This is a genomic window from Serratia marcescens (assembly GCF_029846115.1).
GTDB lineage: Bacteria > Pseudomonadota > Gammaproteobacteria > Enterobacterales > Enterobacteriaceae > Serratia > Serratia marcescens_L.
Map to the genome: position 1 here is coordinate 3479707 of NZ_JARVZZ010000001.1, position 17960 is coordinate 3497666.

14 protein-coding genes are annotated in these 17960 nt (G+C 62.5%); 4 read left to right on the plus strand and 10 right to left on the minus strand.

The annotated features are described in order from the left end of the window. Position 1: 1 nt before the first annotated feature. The 4 genes from QDT79_RS16440 to QDT79_RS16455 all read right to left on the minus strand — a co-directional run bounded on the left by QDT79_RS16440 (position 2) and on the right by QDT79_RS16455 (position 3870). Positions 2-1144 (minus strand): efflux RND transporter periplasmic adaptor subunit, encoded by a 1143-nt coding sequence (locus QDT79_RS16440; RefSeq protein WP_130017325.1) that lies wholly within the window; start codon positions 1142-1144, stop codon positions 2-4. 124 nt (positions 1145-1268) lie between these two features. Further along, entirely contained in the window at positions 1269-1895 is a 627-nt protein-coding gene (locus tag QDT79_RS16445) for a hypothetical protein (RefSeq protein ID WP_146158847.1), read from the minus strand. Between the two features lie 78 nt (positions 1896-1973). After that, a complete protein-coding gene (locus QDT79_RS16450) occupies positions 1974-2654 on the minus strand; it encodes a class I SAM-dependent methyltransferase (RefSeq protein ID WP_063989911.1) in 681 nt (226 codons plus the stop codon). 76 nt (positions 2655-2730) lie between these two features. Further along, on the minus strand, positions 2731-3870 hold the full coding sequence (locus QDT79_RS16455; RefSeq protein WP_308316773.1) for an agmatine deiminase family protein: 1140 nt from the start codon (positions 3868-3870) through the stop codon (positions 2731-2733). A 143-nt stretch (positions 3871-4013) separates the two neighbouring features. Between QDT79_RS16455 and QDT79_RS16460 the strand changes: the two genes are divergently transcribed. From QDT79_RS16460 to QDT79_RS16470, 3 genes are all read left to right on the plus strand, one after another. Further along, positions 4014-4877 carry a LysR substrate-binding domain-containing protein gene (locus tag QDT79_RS16460; protein ID WP_308316774.1) on the plus strand — a complete coding sequence of 288 codons (864 nt, stop codon included), beginning with the start codon at positions 4014-4016 and terminating at the stop codon, positions 4875-4877. A gap of 161 nt (positions 4878-5038) precedes the next feature. Continuing rightward, positions 5039-6712 (plus strand): gamma-glutamyltransferase, encoded by a 1674-nt coding sequence (gene ggt / locus QDT79_RS16465; RefSeq protein WP_107226227.1) that lies wholly within the window; start codon positions 5039-5041, stop codon positions 6710-6712. 206 nt (positions 6713-6918) lie between these two features. Further along, complete coding sequence (locus QDT79_RS16470) at positions 6919-9213, plus strand: FdhF/YdeP family oxidoreductase (RefSeq protein ID WP_063989915.1); 2295 nt, start codon at positions 6919-6921, stop codon at positions 9211-9213. 72 nt (positions 9214-9285) lie between these two features. Here QDT79_RS16470 and QDT79_RS16475 read toward each other — a convergent pair whose 3' ends face one another. Together QDT79_RS16475 and QDT79_RS16480 are read right to left on the minus strand one after the other, a co-directional pair. After that, positions 9286-11211 (minus strand): DUF3857 domain-containing protein, encoded by a 1926-nt coding sequence (locus tag QDT79_RS16475; RefSeq protein WP_308316775.1) that lies wholly within the window; start codon positions 11209-11211, stop codon positions 9286-9288. 122 nt (positions 11212-11333) lie between these two features. Continuing rightward, positions 11334-11903, minus strand: coding sequence for a helix-turn-helix domain-containing protein (locus QDT79_RS16480; protein ID WP_063990350.1), 570 nt, complete (start codon positions 11901-11903; stop codon positions 11334-11336). Positions 11904-12031: 128 nt separating this feature from the next. Between QDT79_RS16480 and QDT79_RS16485 the strand changes: the two genes are divergently transcribed. Further along, positions 12032-12925 carry a DMT family transporter gene (locus tag QDT79_RS16485; RefSeq protein ID WP_308316776.1) on the plus strand — a complete coding sequence of 298 codons (894 nt, stop codon included), beginning with the start codon at positions 12032-12034 and terminating at the stop codon, positions 12923-12925. Positions 12926-13134: 209 nt separating this feature from the next. Here the strand turns inward: QDT79_RS16485 and QDT79_RS16490 are convergent, their stop codons facing one another. The 4 genes from QDT79_RS16490 to QDT79_RS16505 all read right to left on the minus strand — a co-directional run bounded on the left by QDT79_RS16490 (position 13135) and on the right by QDT79_RS16505 (position 17863). Continuing rightward, the gene (locus QDT79_RS16490; protein ID WP_308316777.1) at positions 13135-13740 is read right to left on the minus strand and encodes a nitroreductase family protein; all 606 of its coding nucleotides are present in this window, start codon (positions 13738-13740) and stop codon (positions 13135-13137) included. Positions 13741-13808: 68 nt separating this feature from the next. Then, positions 13809-15107, minus strand: coding sequence for a c-type cytochrome (locus QDT79_RS16495; protein ID WP_063989918.1), 1299 nt, complete (start codon positions 15105-15107; stop codon positions 13809-13811). Between the two features lie 27 nt (positions 15108-15134). Next, positions 15135-17393 carry a xanthine dehydrogenase family protein molybdopterin-binding subunit gene (locus QDT79_RS16500; protein ID WP_308316778.1) on the minus strand — a complete coding sequence of 753 codons (2259 nt, stop codon included), beginning with the start codon at positions 17391-17393 and terminating at the stop codon, positions 15135-15137. Beyond that, on the minus strand, positions 17390-17863 hold the full coding sequence (locus QDT79_RS16505; RefSeq protein ID WP_063989920.1) for a (2Fe-2S)-binding protein: 474 nt from the start codon (positions 17861-17863) through the stop codon (positions 17390-17392). The genes QDT79_RS16500 and QDT79_RS16505 overlap by 4 nt, the downstream gene beginning before the upstream one ends. Positions 17864-17960: the final 97 nt, after the last annotated feature.

A 17960-nucleotide genomic window follows, 5' to 3' on the forward strand; every position in this document is an offset into this window, starting at 1 on the left:
ATCACTGCTCCTCGCGTTGGGTTTTGTCGACCGAGACTTCAACCGGCTTCACCGCGGCGCCGATCGCGACCTTGCTGGTGCCCTCGACGATCAGGCGATCGCCTTCGTTCAGCCCGCTGCCGATCAGCCAATTACTGCCCACCACCCGTTCGGCGCTGACGGTGCGCTGCGCCACTTTGTTCTGTTCGTCCACCACCAACGCGGTGGCTTCCCCTTTGGCGTTGCGGGTTATGCCCTGCTGCGGCGCCAGAATCGCTTTGGGATCGACGCCGTTATCCACCGTGGCGTGGACATACATGCCGGGCAGCAGCTCATGTTCGGGGTTGGGGAACACCGCGCGCAGCGTGACCGAACCGGTGGCTTCGTCCACCGCCACCTCGGTCAGCTCGAGCTTGCCGGCGTGGGCATAAGGCGAACCGTCCTCCAGTTTGATGGCGACTGGCGTGACCGCGCCGCGCTGTAACGCCGCCTGCTGGCGCCGCAGTTTAAGCAGCTGCGCGCTGGACTGGGTCAGATCGACATAGATCGGATCGAGCGCGCGGATGGTGGCCAGCGCATCGGTTTGACTGGCGGTAACCAGCGCACCCGGCGTCACCGACGAGATGCCGATACGCCCGGCGATCGGCGCCCGCACCTGGGTATAGGCGAGGTTGATGCGCGCCGTCTCCAGCGCCGCCTGATACTGGGCCACCGACGCCACGGCCGCCAGATAGGCCGCTTTGGCATCGTCCGCATCCTGTTGTGAAACGCCGTTCTCTTTCACCAGCGCCGCATAGCGCTGCGACTTGAGCCGGGTGGATTGCACCGTGGCCTGGGCGTTTTTCAGCTGGGCGGCGGCCTGATCGTAGCTGGCCTGATAGCTGGCAGGGTCGATTTGATACAATACCTGCCCGGCCTTGACCTCGGCCCCTTCGGTAAACAGCCGCTGCTTGATAATCCCGTCGACCTGCGGCCGCACGTCGGAAGTCATGGTGGCGTTGACCCGGCCGGTCAACTCGCTGCTCAGGGTCACTGACTGGCCGCGCAGCGTGACCACGCCGACCTCCTGCTCACCGCCCGCGCCGGCTGGCGCACCGGCGTTTTGCCCATCGCAGGCGGCCAGCAACAGCGACAGCCCCAGCACCAAAAGCGTTTTCCTCTGCATTGCAATACGATCCTGTTGAGAATGACTATTCTCAATATATCGAATGCCGGAATGCGCTTCTGAAAGGGTTGCGTAAGGATTGAGTAAAATCTTGTCGAAGCGGGAAACGGAGGAGCAATATCGTTCAGCGTGGTTTCAGCACATTGCCGCAGCGATTTTTAGCCAATGCAATAAAGCGTTCCACTTCAGCCGGCGGCTGCGTCGTTTCAGTCGTAGTAGGCTCTTGCTCCCGATGAGCATCGCTCGCCGGCTGCTTGCAACGATAAACCAGGCCATACAGGGGATGACGTCCGTCTTCGGTCTGATAATAGTGGGCCACGCGGGCAAACGAATAGTAATAATAAGACGTTGAATGTTCTTCGCCGCGATAAACGTTTTGCGTGCCACCGTAGTCGAATGCCAAGTTGGCGGTCTTTTCCATCAACCGATCCAGGTCGTCGATCACCTGTTCGGTACAACGGTTTAATTGTCGCCGCGCTTGTTCATTTAATTTATCGGCATCGTCGTCGGCGCATCGGGTGATATAACCTTCATACTGGAGATTGTCGGCAAGCTGAAGCACAAAATAACGGTATGACTGCCCGGCGATTTTCACCCCCTCACGTTCTTGAATCAGCTTCGCGTCCTGAATGAGATACACCGCCGCCGGATCCTGATTATCGAGCGTAAGCGTAGCGGCACTAGCCCCAATAGCGGGCGCCAAGAGCGAGCCCATAAGCAGGGATAACCGGGTGTTCAAACGAAAGTCCATTGTTTTCGTATCCTAATCCATCATAAATTTCGCCATCTTATCTCGTCAGCGGCGGCGTACCGAGCGCCGCGTAGGATTTTATGGTTTGACCAACCTGAACACCGTTTTGGTGCGCCAATAGTAATCGATCGCCGCCGCGATATCCGGCATCCAGCCGTCCGGCTCATAGGGCACGAAGCCGGAAAAGCCCAACCGGCGGGCAGAGACCTGGAACCCCGCGGCGGAGAAAATGCGCGCATAGTCGGCCAGCGAGCGATCCTGCACCACGGTATGCGTCTGCTCAGCTACCCTTTCGCGCCACTGCGGCCACAGCGGGTTGCCGGTGTGGCAACCGGTCACCGCATAGTAAACGCCGCCCGGCTTCAGCGCCCGCAGCATATCGGCGGCATGTTGCGCAATGTCTTCGATCAGGTAGATGACTTCATGGCTGAAGGCGATATCAAAGTGGCTATCCCACCCGTGCAGCCGCGTGTCGGTTTGATAAACCACCGGCAGGTTCCCTTTTAGCCGGTTGGCTTCATCGACGGATTGGCGCGCGATATCGACGCCAACCGCCTGCTGGAATGGGCGAATTTGGTGCAGTAAACGCAAAAAGCCGCCCTGATTACAGCCAAAGTCCAGCACGCTGACACCGGAGAGTTCATTTTCCGGCACCAAACCGATCAGATGGCGCCAAATAGGCGCATGGCCATCGGCCATGGCCTGTTCTGCGTGCGGATCGCGATACCAGGTGGGAATGCTCAAGGGTGAGTCGTTCATTATGGCCTCCTTATGTTTCCACTCAGCCAACCACACCCTATGCCGACAAACAACCGCGTGCGCATTTTTTGAACATTCACCGTTCCGGCTTGCCATGCACCGGCAATTGGTTGGTTGCGCAGTGAATGCCGCCGCCGCCGGCCGCGATTGCGTCGATCTCCAGCTGCACCACCTTGCGCTGCGGATAGAGCGCCGTCAGCAGCTCAAGCGCCACCCGGTCCGCCTGCGGATCGCCAAACTCCGGGGCGATCACCGCGCCGTTGATGACGAAATAGTTGATGTAGCCCGCCGCAAAATCCGGGTTGTTGCGGCTGAATCGGCTGTCGCGCGGCGCCAGCGGCGGCGAAAGCGTATGCACCTGCAGCCGGCGGCCGGCGGCGTCGGTCGCCGCCTTGAGGAGCGCCAGATGTTGCTGGGTAACCGCATGGTCATAAGAGGCCGGATCGGTGTCCAGGTTGGCCACCACTACGCCCGGCCGCACGAAGCGGGCGTAAAAATCGACGTGGGCGTCGGTGATGTCTCGGCCTTTAATGCCCGGCAGCCAGATAATTTTGCGCAAGCCGAGCATCGCTTTCAGCTCCTGCTCTACCCGGTCCCGGCTCCAGCCCGGATTACGGTTCGCATTCACCCAGCTGCTTTCGGTCATGATGCCGGTGCCGTGCCCATCCACTTCGATACCGCCGCCTTCGCCTGTCAGTGCGCTGCGGCGCAGTTGAGCGGCACCGTAACGATTGGCGGCAAACGCCGCCAGGCGCGCATCCTTGGCATGCCGCTGTTTATTGCCCCAGCCGTTGAAGTTGAAATCCACCGCCCCGAGTTCGCCGGCGCCGTTGACCACGAAATTGGCGCCGAAGTCGCGCACCCAGATGTCATCCAGCTCGGTGACGACATAGCTGACGTTGTGGCTGCCGCAAGTGGCCTCGGCCAATTGTCGTTCGCGCTCGCGGCAAAATACCGTCACCGGCTGAAACTCGGCGATAGCGCGGGCGATACGCCCCTGCGCCGCCTGCACATCCGCCGTGAATTCGCCCCAGATGGCCCGCTGCGCGCCAAAGGCGAGAAACGCCCGTTGTTGCGGTTCCCCTTCGTCGGGCATCCGCCAGGCCGGATTAAGCGCAGCTTCTGCGTGACCGCGTAACGAAATGCCCAACGAAGCCGTCAGACCGACTCCGGCGACGGCGGAAAGCTGTTTAATAAACACGCGGCGAGTTGACATTAAAGACCTCTTTTAATCATTTATAATTCAAAAAGTTAACCGAATAATTCACGTTTATGCGGTTGAATCTTATGCTAGTCTTCCCCTGCCACCGCGACAAACGATATATTTAGTGGATATCTGATTAGACAGGCTTATCGATAATGTTAAAACACTGGCCCCCCTTGAGCGCGCTGCGCGGTTTCGAAGCCGCGGCGCGCCTGGGCAGTTTTCATCAGGCTGCCGAAGAACTGCACCTTACCCAGTCGGCCATCAGCCAGCAGATCCGCAGTCTCGAAGCGTTTCTGGAACAGCCGCTGTTCTTCCGCACCGGCCGCAGCGTGGCGCTGACCGACGCCGGCCACGATCTGTTCAGCACCGCGCAGGTGATGCTGCAACAGCTGGCCGTCGGCATTCGCCGTTTGGATCAGTACCGCAAACCCAATCAGCTGATCGTCAACACCACCCCGGCTTTCGCCCGCCACTGGCTAATGCCGCGGCTGGGCGACTTCAATCGGCAGCATCCGCAAGTCGACCTGTGGCTGTTCACCAGCTTTGAACCGCCGAATATGGCGACGGACAGTATCGATCTGGCGATCCGCGACGATCTCAGCGCGCAGGCGGACTGCACCTTGAACGTGCTCTGCACCGACCGGCTCTATCCCGCCTGCCACCCCAGCCTGCTGGCGTTGGCGGCGGAGCAGCGCGTAACCCTGCATGGCGAACGGGAGATGGACTGGAGCCACTGGACGGTGGCGGGCGGCGCGCACGTCGGCCAGCGCGACAGCGGGCTGAACTTCTCCGATCCCGGTCTGCTGCTGGACGCCGCCTGCAATGGCCTCGGCATCGCGTTGGTCAGCCAACTGCTGGCGCAGCACGCGCGCGACGCTGGGCTGCTGCAACCGTTAACCGAGCAACGCGTGCGCGGCGCCCACTGGGCGTGGCTGCTGCACCGCGACAGCGAACACAACCCGCTCGCCCGGCACTTCTGCCAATGGCTGCAGTCGGCGTTGCCCGCCGGCGCATAACGCGCCACGTCACGCTTCGCTACTCTGGTCAGGCGGCCCCGCCTGACCGCTGCTACCTTCAATAAAGCGCCGCAACAGCCCGAAGAAAACGCGCTAACCTGCTGTTTCAAAATAATTAGTTAAATTCACCTGATAACTGAAAATCGCTAAAAGGATCGTCTATGTCTGCCGGTTTATTGAAAACGATAGCTCTGAGCGTGGCCCTGGCCTGCACCGTTCCCGCCGCCTTTGCCGCCGATCTGACCGCCGGCGCGGTCGCCGCTCCGGATCAGTATGGCGCCAAAGTCGCCGCGCACATTCTGCAGGCCGGCGGTAACGCGGTCGATGCGGCGGTCGCCACCGCCTTCACCCTGGCGGTCACCTACCCTGAAGCCGGCAATATCGGCGGCGGCGGCTTTATGACGCTGTACGTCGACGGCAAACCCTATTTCCTCGACTACCGCGAAGTGGCACCCAAGGCTGCCAGCAAAACCCTATACCTGAACGAGAAAGGCGAAGTGATCGAAAATCTCAGCCTGGTGGGCAGTCGCGCCGCCGGCGTGCCGGGCACCGTGCTGGGGCTGTGGGAAGCCCACAAGCGCTTCGGCAAGCTGCCGTGGGCCGAACTGCTGACGCCGGCGATCGGCTACGCCCGGCAAGGTTTCACCGTGGCGGATCAGCAGTATCAGTACCGTGAAGACGCCAACAAGCTGTTCGCCGGTAAAACCAACTTTGGCGACTATTTCGGCACCATGAAGCCCGGTACGGTGTTCAAACAGCCGGAGCTGGCCGCCACCCTCGAGCGCATCGCCAAATCGGGCGCCGACGATTTTTATCACGGCGAAACCGCGCGCCTGCTGGTGGCGCAAATGCAGCGCGATAACGGGCTGATTGGCGCGGCGGATTTGGCCGACTATCGGGTGAAATGGCGTGAGCCGATGCGCATCAGCTGGCGCGGCAACACCGTATATACCGCCCCGCTGCCCAGCTCCGGTGGCATTGCGCTGGCGCAGCTGCTGGGGATAAAAGAAGATCGCGCCGCCGATTTCAAGGGCGTGCCGCTGAACTCGGCGCGCTATATCCACCTGCTGGCGGAAATCGAAAAACGCGTGTTCGCCGATCGCGCCGACTACCTCGGCGACCCGGATTTCACTCACGTGCCGGAAGCGCAGCTGATCGCTCCCGATTACCTGAAAAAACGCGCCGCCGAAATCAACCCGACGGCGATCTCACCGACCGAACAGGTGCGGCCGGGGCTGGAAACCCACCAAACCACCCATTTCTCGATCGTCGATGCCGCCGGCAACGCGGTCAGCAACACCTATACGCTCAACTGGGACTTCGGCAGCGGCGTGGTGGTCAAAGGCGCCGGCTTCCTGCTTAACGACGAGATGGACGACTTCAGCGCCAAACCCGGCGTCGCCAATGCCTTCGGCGTGGTGGGCAGCGACGCCAACGCCATCGAGCCGGGCAAACGCATGCTCTCCTCGATGAGCCCGACCATCATCACTCGCGACGGCGAGGTCAGCCTGGTGATCGGCACGCCGGGTGGCTCGCGCATCTTCACGTCGATCTTCCAGGTGATCAACAACCTCTACGATTACCATCTGCCGCTGGCGCAGGCGGTGGCCGCCCAGCGCGTGCACCATCAGCTGTTGCCGAAGGACACCCTCTACTATGACAGCTTTGCGCCGCTGACCGGCAAACCGGCGGACGAGCTGAAGGCCATGGGCTACACCCTCGAAGATCAGGGTTGGAACATGGGGGATATTCAGGCCATCCGCATCGATGGCCGCACGCCGGAAACCGCGTCCGATCCGCGCGGCCGCGGCGTGGGCCTGGTGGTGAAAAAGTAACGCCCCGGCGGCCCGTCTCCGGTTAAACGGGCCGCCGCTCTCTCCACACTGACTGCCGCGGCCCCCTTTTTCACTCATCTATACTGAATCGACAGGCCCGCGTTTAACGGCGACGGTGTCTGCGTTCCGTCTTGGACGATAAAAATAATATTCACAGTAAACCAATCACCTGCAGTTATCGTAAGCGGTGTCGGAGGCAATCAACAATGGCGAAAAGACGAGCAGTACCCGGGGTTCATCCCTACGATGGGCCCGCCGGCGGTTGGGGCGCGCTGAAAGCGACGGCCATCGCCGTGCGCACGCAAATGGACACCTTAGAAGCACCGGTGACGCTGATGCGCACCAATCAACCCGACGGTTTTGATTGCCCGGGATGCGCATGGCCGGATAAAGAACATCGCTCCACCTTCCAGTTCTGCGAAAACGGCGCCAAAGCCGTGACCTGGGAAGCAACCAGCAAGCGCGTGACGCCCGAATTCCTGGCGCAAAACACCGTGACGTCGCTGCTACAGAAGACCGATTATGAGCTGGAGGATTATGGCCGCCTGACCACGCCCCTGTTCTATGACGCCGGGACGGACACCCTGCGCCCGCTGGCCTGGGACGAGGCGTTTCAACGCATCGCCGCCGTCTTGCAGACGCTGCCGCCGGAGCAGGTGGAGTTTTATACCTCCGGCCGGGCGTCTAATGAGGCGGCCTATCTGTTCCAGCTGTTTGCGCGGGAGTTCGGCAGCAATAACTTCCCCGACTGTTCCAATATGTGCCATGAGCCGACCAGCGTAGGCCTGCCGCAGTCGATCGGCATCGGCAAAGGCACCGTGTCGCTGGATGACTTTGACAGCGCGGAGCTGGTTATCTCCATCGGGCACAATCCGGGCACCAATCATCCGCGCATGATGGGCACGCTGCATGAGCTGGCGCGCAAAAAGGTGCCGATCATCGTGTTCAACCCGCTGCGCGAGCGGGCGCTTGAACGTTTCACCGATCCGCAAAACGTCATCGAAATGGCGACCTACAGTTCGACCCCCATCGCTTCAACCTACTATCAGGTCAAAGCCGGCGGCGACGCTGCGGCGCTGAAAGGCATCGCCAAGGCGTTGCTGCAGCTGGATGAAACACAAGGCAATGCCGTGGATCACGCTTTCATTACCGAGCACACGGAAGGATTTGCGGCTTTCGCCGCCGATCTGGCGGCCACCCATTGGGAGGCTATCGAAGCGGAGAGCGGCCTGGCGCGCCGGGATCTGGAACAGGTTGCCGCCGCCTACGCAAAATCCAACGCCACCATCGTGACCTACGGCATGGGCATTACGCAGCACAATAAAGGCACCGCCAACGTGCGCCTGATTGCCGATCTGCTGCTGTTGCGCGGCAACATAGGCAAACCGGGCGCCGGCATCTGCCCGCTGCGCGGTCACTCCAACGTGCAGGGCAACCGCACCGTCGGCATCACTGAAAAACCGTCGGCCGATTTTTTGGCGAAACTGGAAACGGTGTTTGGCTTCACGCCGCCCAAAGCCCACGGGCATGATGCCGTGAAATGCATGCAGGCGATGATCGACGGCGCCTCGAAGGCGTTGATCTGCCTGGGCGGCAACTTCGCCGTGGCACTGCCGGACCCCGAGCAAAGTTTCCCGGCGATGAAAGCGTTGGAATTAAGCGTGCATATCGGCACCAAACTCAACCGCAGCCATCTGTTGGTAGCAAAAGAAACCCTCATTCTGCCCTGCCTGGGCCGTACCGAACTGGACAGGCAGGCCGGCGGGCGGCAATCGGTGACGGTGGAGGATTCGATGTCGATGGTGCATGCCTCGTCCGGCAAACTCAAACCGGCGTCGGAACTGCTGCGTTCGGAACCCGCCATCGTGGCCGGCATAGCCAAAGCGGTGATGCCCGCCAGTAAGGTGCCCTGGGATGAGCTGATCGAAGATTACGATGTGATCCGCGATCTGATCGAAAAAACCATTCCGGGCTTCGACGATTACAATGCGCGCATCCGCCAGCCGGGCGGTTTCCGCATGCCGTTGCCGCCGACCGAGCGCCGGTGGCCGACGCCGACGGGCAAAGCGATGTTTTCCGTGTTCAGCGGGCTGCATGAAGATGAGACTATCGCAGACCAAGACACGCTGCGGCTGATTACGCTGCGCAGCCACGATCAGTACAACACCACCATCTATGCCCTGGACGATCGCTACCGCGGGGTTTTCGGCCGGCGCGACGTTTTGTTCATGAATGACAGCGATCTGCAACGTTTGGGGCTGGAGCATGGCGACGTGGTGGACCTGGAAACGGCGCTGCCGGGCTGCACTCAGCGCCTGGAGGGCATCACGGTGATCGCCTATAACATTTCAGCCGGTTCGGTCGGCGCCTACTATCCGGAGGCCAACGTGCTGGTGCCGTTGCATTACATCGATGAGGAAAGCGGCACGCCTTCGTACAAATCGGTGCCGATCCGCGTGACGCTGAGATCCAAAGAGGTGCGCGCGGTCAATATCGCCTAGAGGGAACGCTACGGGCCCCCAAACTCTTATCTGTTTGGGGGCCATTTTTTTTATCCAGCTACGGGCAGCGGCTTACTTGCCGGTGGCCAATTCGCCGTACACCACCTGGCCGCGGAAACCGCGCCGCACCTGCTGGAACAGCTCGCGGAACGCCGGGTAATCCTGCGCCTGGCACAGCGCTTCCTTGCCGCGAATGGCGTTCACCTGCAGGCGATGATTGACGATCACCTGCTGCCCGTCGCGCCGCCACGCCACGCGATAGTCGCCCGCCGCATTGCGGAACTGCTTGTCTTGCGGAATGGCGATGATCGGCACGTTGGCCGGCAGCTGCAGACGGTAGGTTTCGTCGTAGCGCTGCGCGCTGCAGTAGAACGGCGTTTCGTTGTCCGGCGCCGGCGTGGTGGTATACAGCGTGCGGAACGATTTGCCGCCGGGCGGATTCGGCAGCGTCATGCCGCCCACCACGCCGAAATCGACGTAGTCATCCGCCTTGAAGCGAAAGCGGTAACCGAACTGTTTTTTGAGATCCAGCGGATCGCTGTTCATCGCCACCTCGCCGCTGCCGTCGATGCCGGAGGCGGACATGATCGACGCTTCGGCCTGCGCCCGGTTCTGCCGGTTGATCTGCGAGAAGTAGCCCCGCAGGTCAATCTCTTCCACTTCGCTCAGCCGACGCTCGGTTTGCCCGTGCAGATTGCCCGCTTTGTCGAACACGAAATCGACGCTCAGCGCGCTCTTGACCGGCTGCTCGTCGCTGCCCGGCGTGCGCGCCAGCTTGGCGTCGCGCGTCAGCAGCACCGGTGCCCCCAGGTCGCCTTCCGGCAGCTGCCCGAACCGCGCCCACGGATTGGTGGAGTCCAGGTACAGTTTGAATTCAGGTACGTAGGTGATGGCGTGGTTAAAGCGGCTGAGCAGCGGCACCTTAGGCAGTATCGGGCCTTCGTCCATGCCGATCAGCACCGGCGAGCTTGCAATGCCTTTGGCGGCGAGCAGCGCCTCAAGGATCACCACGTGGTCCTTACAGTCGCCGTAGTGGTTGTCGAGAATGCTCTGCGCCGAATTCGGCTCCAGCCCACCGTTGCCCAGGTACACCGCCACGTAGCGAATGTTTTGCGCCACCCAGCGATAGAGGGCTTCCGCCTGCTCGCGCCGATCGCTGATGCCGGCGGTGATGTTGTCCGCCAGCGCCTGAATGCCCGGCGTCACCTTCGCCGCCGCGCCGGCCTTCAGCTGGTAGGCCTTGGCCAACTGCGGCCACTCGCGGTAGGTGCTGGCCATGATGGTCGGGCTGAAGGTCCAGCTGTCCGCCGCCCAGTTTTGTGATTTCATCGGCGCGCTGCGCGAATAATGCCAGCGCCAGTGCGCCTGCCCGTCGCGGATCTGCGGCTGGTCCCCGCCTTCCACGCCGCGCGTGAAGATATGCATCGGCAGCTTGGCCGGCGCCTGTAGCGTCACTTCGGCGTCGTCGAACTGATCGAAAACGCTGAACGTCTCCCACAGGCCGAAATAGTCGGGGAAATACGGGGTGTTTTGCGTGCGGCGCAGCTCATACACCACGCGCGATCCCGGCGCCAGGTTGGAGAACACGATGACGCGCACTTTGCGGTCGGCATACAGCGGCGCCGTGGCGCTGGAGTAGCTTTCCTGGGTATATATGCGATCGGGCGCCACGTCGTGGCGCTGGCCGTCGGCGGTCAGCGTGTAGGCGGCGACCACCTCCAGCGTTTCCATTTTTTCGCTGTAGCTCAGGCGGATCTGGCTGAATTTCTCGACCGCCGCCTTGGTCTTCAGCAGCACTTCGTAGCTTTCCGTCTTCACGTTGGTGGCGTTGGCGTTAACGCGGTAATCCGCGCGATAGCGTACGAAGCTGAAATCGTTGTTGGCCGTGTCGTTCTGGCCCTGATCCGCCGCGGCGGGCGGTGCAACGGCCAACACGGTGGCCGGGTGCGTTGCCGTCAAACCGGCGAGTAACAGCAGGGAAGGAATAGCGATTTTCATCTTCGGTCCTTGAAGGGCAATAAACGGCGACGCCGGGCTACGCGCCCGTCCCGGCGTCAAAACAGGCGGGCACACTAATATAATTGAGAATCATTTTCAATAAACGGACCTTCAACGCCCTGCTAACCCTGTTCTATCAGCATCACGGCGGTGGTCTCCGGCTCCAGCGCCTCGAAAACATGCTCGCGATCGGCGGAGTAGCTGATGTAATCGCCGGCGCTCAGCTCCAGCGGCTGGTCCGCCGGCCCGAGGCGCGCCCGCCCGCTGCTGATAATCACATGCTCGACGGTGCCGGGGGGATGCGGCCGAGAAAGTTTGGCTTTGCCGGGCTGCACCCGCAGCCGGTAAATATCGCGCTGTGCCCCCGGCGGGCAGGTGGCCAGCAGCGTGGCGGCGTAGTTGCCCTGCTCCGACAGCGCCGGCGTGCCTTCATGGGCGCGGATCACTTGCACCTGCCTGCTCGGCTGTGAAATCAGCCGGCTGACCGGCACGTCCAGCGCCATCGCCAGCGCCCACAGCGTTTCCAGGCTGGGATTGCCGCTGCCGGCTTCCAGCTGCGACAGCGTGGATTTGGCGATGCCCGCGCGCTTCGCCAGCTCGGTCACCGACAGGTTCAACCGCTCCCGTTCGCGGCGGATCGCCGCCGACAGCAGGCCGATGGGCGTGATGTTCTGCATCCGATTGTCACTCATGTTCGTTATGTCATCCATTTGTTCGACTTGACGAACACCCGTATCCATGTTCATCATAATGTTCGATTGTTCATTTTAATGATTAAACCGCTTCGCCACAAGTCCGGTCAGGCAACGAGGGATACGACATGAAAACGAAAACGCGCGGCGCAATGCAAATGCTCCTCGCCATGACCATCTCCGGCACCGTGGGGTGGCCGGTGCTCGTTTTGGGGCAGCCGCCCGCGACGGTGGTGTTTTGGCGCTGCGCGTTCGGCGCGCTGGCCATGCTGGCGACCTGCGCCGCACTCGGTCAGTTAAAACAAGGCGCGATCAACCGGCGCCAGCTGGCTTTCGCCATCCTCGGGGGGATCGCCCTGGTGCTCAACTGGACGCTGCTGTTTGCCGCCTACAAGCATGCTTCGATCGCGGTCGCCACCGTCACCTACCACGTTCAGCCGTTCATGTTGGTGGCGCTGGGGGCGCTGCTGTTTGGCGAAAAACTGACGGCTAACCGGCTGGGCTGGCTTCTGCTGGCGTTCACGGGGATGGTGTTGATCGTCACCGGCCGGCAAAACGGCGGCGGCGATGACTACCTGCTCGGCGTGGCGCTGGCGCTCGGCGCGGCCCTGATGTACGCCATTGCGGCGGCGATCGTCAAACAGCTGGCCGCGCTGCCGCCGCAGCTGATCGTGTTGATTCAGCTGACCGTCGGCACGCTGGCGCTGGCGCCGTTCGCCGGCCTGGGCACGCCGCCTGCGGCCCCCCTCGACTGGCTGCTGCTGGCGACCCTCGGCCTGCTGCATACCGGCTTGATGTCTACGCTGCTGTATGGCGCCATTCAGAAGATCCCCACCGCCCTGGTCGGCGCCCTGTCGTTCATCTACCCGGCGGTGGCGATCGTGGTGGACTGGGCGGTGTTCGGCCACCGCCTCAGTCTGCTGCAGCTGCTGGGCACGCTGGCAATCCTGGGCGCCGCAGCGGGCATGAACTTCGGCTGGCGGCTCTCGCCGATCATCCGGCGGGTTGATAAAACCGGTTAATCCCGTCCGGTGGGCAAGCTATGCACAATAAGGCATTCGTCTTGCGCCCGGCGCGGTGCTATTTATTTAAACCGTGTAGGGTAGAAGGAGTGTTCTATGTGGCATCACCGCCTGCAACGGCGCATCCGTTTCAGCTACTGGAACGAACTGTGCGTCGCAAAAAAATAAGGGAAGGCGCAAGCCTTCCCTTTTGTCATTCACCGCTCGGATCAGAAACGGTCGGTTTTCACCACCTCGTCGAAAGGCAGTTTGCCGATGCGCGGATAAGGTTGCGCCGCCGCCTTGCCGATGGCGACCATCAGCGCGATCTGATAGTGCGCCGGTTTGTTGATGATCTCACCCACGGCGTCGAAATCAAACCCGTCCATCGGACAAGAGTCGTAGCCCTGCGCCTTGGCCGCCAGCATCAGCGTCTGGGCGAAGATGCCGCTGCTGCGCATCACTTCGTCGCGCTGCACCTGTGGCTTACCGCGATAATACTGATCGACGGCCGGGATCATGAACTGCTGTACCGGCTCCGCCGCCTCGGCCCAAACGTTTTTTACCTGTGACTCCCAGCTCGACAGATCGCCGCACAGCACGACCAGCATCGATGCGTCGGTCACCTGCGCCTGCCCCCACGCCGCCTCGCGAATTTTCTCGCGCTGGGCGCGATCTTCGATCAGCAACGGGCGCCAGTGCTGCAGGTTAAAAGCGCTGGGCGCGCCCTGCAGCGCGATAGTCAGCAACGCTTTTTTCTCTTCGAGCGTCATCACGTGCTGCGTATCGAACTGCTTGGTGGCGCGGCGCTGGCGGATTGCGTCTAACGTATTCATTTTACTGCCTCTGTCCATGTGAAAGGCCCTATTGTCGCCAACGCGGCGCGCCTGTCCAGCCCCGGCGGCTATTTCTGCGCGGTTTCGGCGCGCAGGCGGCCGACCTGAGCCACCAGATCGGGCCACGGCGCCTGACCGGCATAGTGCTGCCGCAGGTCGTTGAGCAGGATGGCGATCTGCGCGTCATCCAGGTTATGGCGGAAGCCCGGCATATAGCCCAGCTCGGCGTTCGCTGGCCGCTGTATGCCATCCAGCACCACGCGAATGGCGTTGTCCGGCACCTCGGCAAACAGGTTGGTGTTCAGCGCCAGAGAAGGCCGCACTCCCGCCATCTGCGCGCCTTTTTCCTGCGCATGGCAAGCCATGCAGGCGCCGGAAAACAGCCGCGCGCCTTGCGAGTTCAGGGGCTCCACCTGGCGTTCCGCCTGAGCGTTCAACGTGGCCGCCGTCGCGCCCGCCGCCGTTTCAGGATGATAGCTGCGCAGATAGACGGCGATCGCCTGCAGATCGGCCGGCGGCAAGCGGGACAACCCTTCTTCGACCACCGGCGCCATCGGGCCGGCGGCCACACCGTGGTTGGCCGAGTAGCCGGTACGCATAAAATCGACCAGATCCTGCTGCGTCCAATCGAGCGGCGCAGGCGAGCGGCCGGTCAACGCCGGCGCCGTCCAGCCTTCCGCCACGCCGCCGGCCAGGTGGTCGCCACCGGTTTTCTCGCCGAACAGCACGTTGCGCGGCGAGTGGCAGGCGCTGCAGTGCCCCAGCCCTTCGGCCAGATAAGCGCCGCGGTTCCAGGCGGCGCTTTTAGCCGGGTTTTCCTGCATCGCGCCCGGCGTCAGGAACAGCAGGTTCCAGGCGAAGATGCCCTGGCGGATATTGAACGGAAAATGCAGATCGGTGGCCGGCGGCCGGTAATTGATCGGCGGCTGCGACATCAGGTAGGCGTACAGCGCCTGCAGATCGTCGTCACTCGTGCGGGTAAAGGCGGTATAAGGAAACGCCGGATAAAGGTAGCGCCCCTGCCGATCGACGCCGTGTCGCATGGCGCGTTCAAACGCCGCGTAGCTCCAACTGCCGATGCCGGTTTCCACGTCCGGCGTGATGTTGGTGGTGTAAATGGTGCCGAAGGGGATCTCCATCGCCAAACCGCCGGCGTTGCGCTCGCCGCCCGAACGGGTGTGGCACACCGCGCAGTCGCCGAGATCGGCCAGCGTTTTGCCGCGCGCGATCTGCGTCTCGCTGAAACGGTGCGTCGCATCGGCGGGGAGCGGTGTGATTTCCGGTTGCCAGCTGGCGACAACGCCGGCCACCACCACGGCGATCGCCGTGAAGCCACCCCACCCGACGATTTTTTTCATCTTACTCATTTTTGCTGTCCTTGTTCGTGACGGGAGTTAATGGCCGGCCTGAGCGCGCAGTGCGGCAAGCACCCGCGCCGGCGTAAACGGCACCTCGCGCAGCCGCACGCCGAGCGCGTCAAACAGCGCGTTGCCGATCGCCGCCGCACTCGGCACCGAGGCGGATTCTCCGGCGCCCATCGGCGCTTCCTCCGGGCGATCGATCAGCTGGATATCGATCTGCGGCAGCTCGTCGAAACGCAGGATCGGATAGCCGCCCCAGTCCAAAGACGTCACTCCCGTCTCGTTGAAGGTTACAAACTCTTTCAGCACCCGGCTGGCGGACTGGATGACGTTGCCGTGCACCTGATGGCGTACCCCGGCCGGGTTGATCATGCGGCCGCAGTCATGCGCCACGAAGATTTTATCGAGCGTGATCTGCCCGGAGCGGCGATTGACGCTGAGATCGCACACCCAGGCCGCCCAGGCGGCGCCGAAGCCGGGGAACTTGCTGTGGAAATAGCGCGCATAGGCGAAGCCGCGGCCGCTCACCACTTCGGCGCCGGCGGCGCGCGCCCGGTGCGCCGGGCCGTCTAGCCAGTTTGCCTGCCGCTTCAGGGCTTCAATCAAGGCCACCGCACGCGGATCGTTCAGATAGCGCAAACGAAACGCGATCGGGTCCTCACCGGCGCGCCAGGCCAGCTCGTCGATCCAGGACTCATGGGCGAACACGTTGGGCAGCGCCGAAACGCCGCGCATCCACGAAGCCCGCACGATCGGCGCGGCGTCCTGGCAGATCACTCGCATGTGCGGATATTCGTATTGCGGAATGGCGGTGCGATCGCCCATCTGCTGCACGTCGGCCCGGTTGGCTACCTTACCGGTCAACACCAGCGGCAAGGTCACGGCATTGTTGGAGGGATAGCTGGTTTTCAACTCGTAGGCCGCCACCCGGTTTTGCGCGTCGAGGCCGCCGCGCACCCGAATCAGCTGGCCGGTACCCTTCGGCTCCCAACCGGATTCCTGTTCGCGCATCAGTTGCACGCGCACCGGTCGGCCGGTGGCCCGCGCCAGCAGCGCCGCGTCCGCCGAGACGTCGTCGGCGCAGTTGCGGCCATAGCAGCCGGAAGCCTCCATGCGGGTGATGTGCACCTGCCCAGGCGGCAATTCGAGCAGCCTGGCGATATCTTTGCGCAGATCGTGCGGGTTTTGCGTGCCGGACCACACCTGCGCCCGCCCGTCTTTGACCTCCGCCACCGCGCAGGAAGGGCCGATCGAGGCGTGCTGATGGTAAGGCCAGACATAGTCGGCCTGCACTTCGGTATGCAGCAATGCCAGCGCGGCGTCCGTTCCCGCGTCGTCGCGCAGCACGCGGTCGGTTTTCGGATTGGCCTCCAGCGCGGCGGGCAGCGCCTCCGGCGACAGATCCGGTAATCCGGCCCATGGCTGCCAGGTGGTTTTCAGCCGGCGCATGGCGGCGATCGCCTGCTCCTCGCGTTCGGCCACGATGCCGATGAAATCGTTGATCACCACCAGTTTCACGATGCCCGGCAGGTACGCGATCGAGCTTTCATCCACCGACAGCAGGCCGCCGCCCAACGGCGCGCTGCTGTCGGCGCCTACGTATGGCGGGCGCACCACCCGGCCATGCAGCATGCCGGGCAAGCGCAGGTCGTGTACGTAGGTCAGCTCACCGCTCACTTTGGCCGGAATATCGACCCGGGGCACGGCGCGGCCGACATAGCGGTTCTGCCGTTCGCTGTTCAGCGGCACGTTTTTATCCAGCATCACGTGCAGATTTTGCCCACTCGCCAGCTGCGCATAGCTCAGCGATCGCCCTGGGTTCCTGGTCACAAATACCTGCCCCGCCGCCGCCGTCAGCTGTTCGGCCGGCAGCTCGAAGGCTTTGGCCGCCAGCGCCGTCAGCATGTTTCGCACCTGCGCCGCCGCCTGTCGCAGCGGCACCGACGTCACCTGAAGGGTGGCGCTGGCGATGGTCGGCCCCTGATCCGGCGTGCGTTGCGTATCGCCAAGGATCATCGTGACTTGCTCGAACGGCACGCAAATTTCATCGGCGACGATCTGCGCCAGCGCGGTGCGAATGCCGGTGCCCAGATCGACGTGGCCGTTGAACGCCGTCACCCGGCCGTCGGCGGTGAGGCTGATAAAGCTGTCCACACGATCCAGCGGCAGATCGGCAGGCGATGCAACCGACTCGGCGGCGAAGGCGTTAAACGGCGCAGGCAGCAGGCTGCTGACCATCACCACACCGCCGGCCTGCAACAGCTGCCGACGGGTCAGTTCGAGGCGGCTCATGCTTGCCTCCGCGCGGCCAGCAGATCGCGGGCGCGCTCGGCGGCATGCAGGATCTCGATATGCGTGCCGCAGCGGCACAGGTTGTAGGCCAGCTCTTTCTTGATGGTTTGTTCGTCGGCCTCCGGCTCACGTTCGAACAGCGCGACCAGCGTCATGATCATGCCGTTGGTGCAGTAACCGCACTGCGCCGCCTGCTCATCAATAAACCCCTGCTGAACCGGATGCAGCGCCTCCGGTGTACCCAGGCCTTCCAGGGTGGTGACGGATTTTTTTCCTACGGCGGACAGCGGCATTGAGCAGGAGCGTGCGGCGACGCCGTCGATCAGCACCGTGCAGGCGCCGCACTCCCCCAGGCCGCAGCCGTATTTGGGGCCATTCAATTGCAGATCGTTGCGTAAAACGTACAGCAGCGGGGTCTCGGGCGAGATATCGCCGAGTGGAACCACCCGGCCGTTAACATTGATTTCCATGGTGAAACTATCCCTTAAGCAAACGGATTTAATCCGTAACATCACTGCGATGAATAATTGCGCAGCGTGCTAATAATTATCATCAAAAGACTTGATA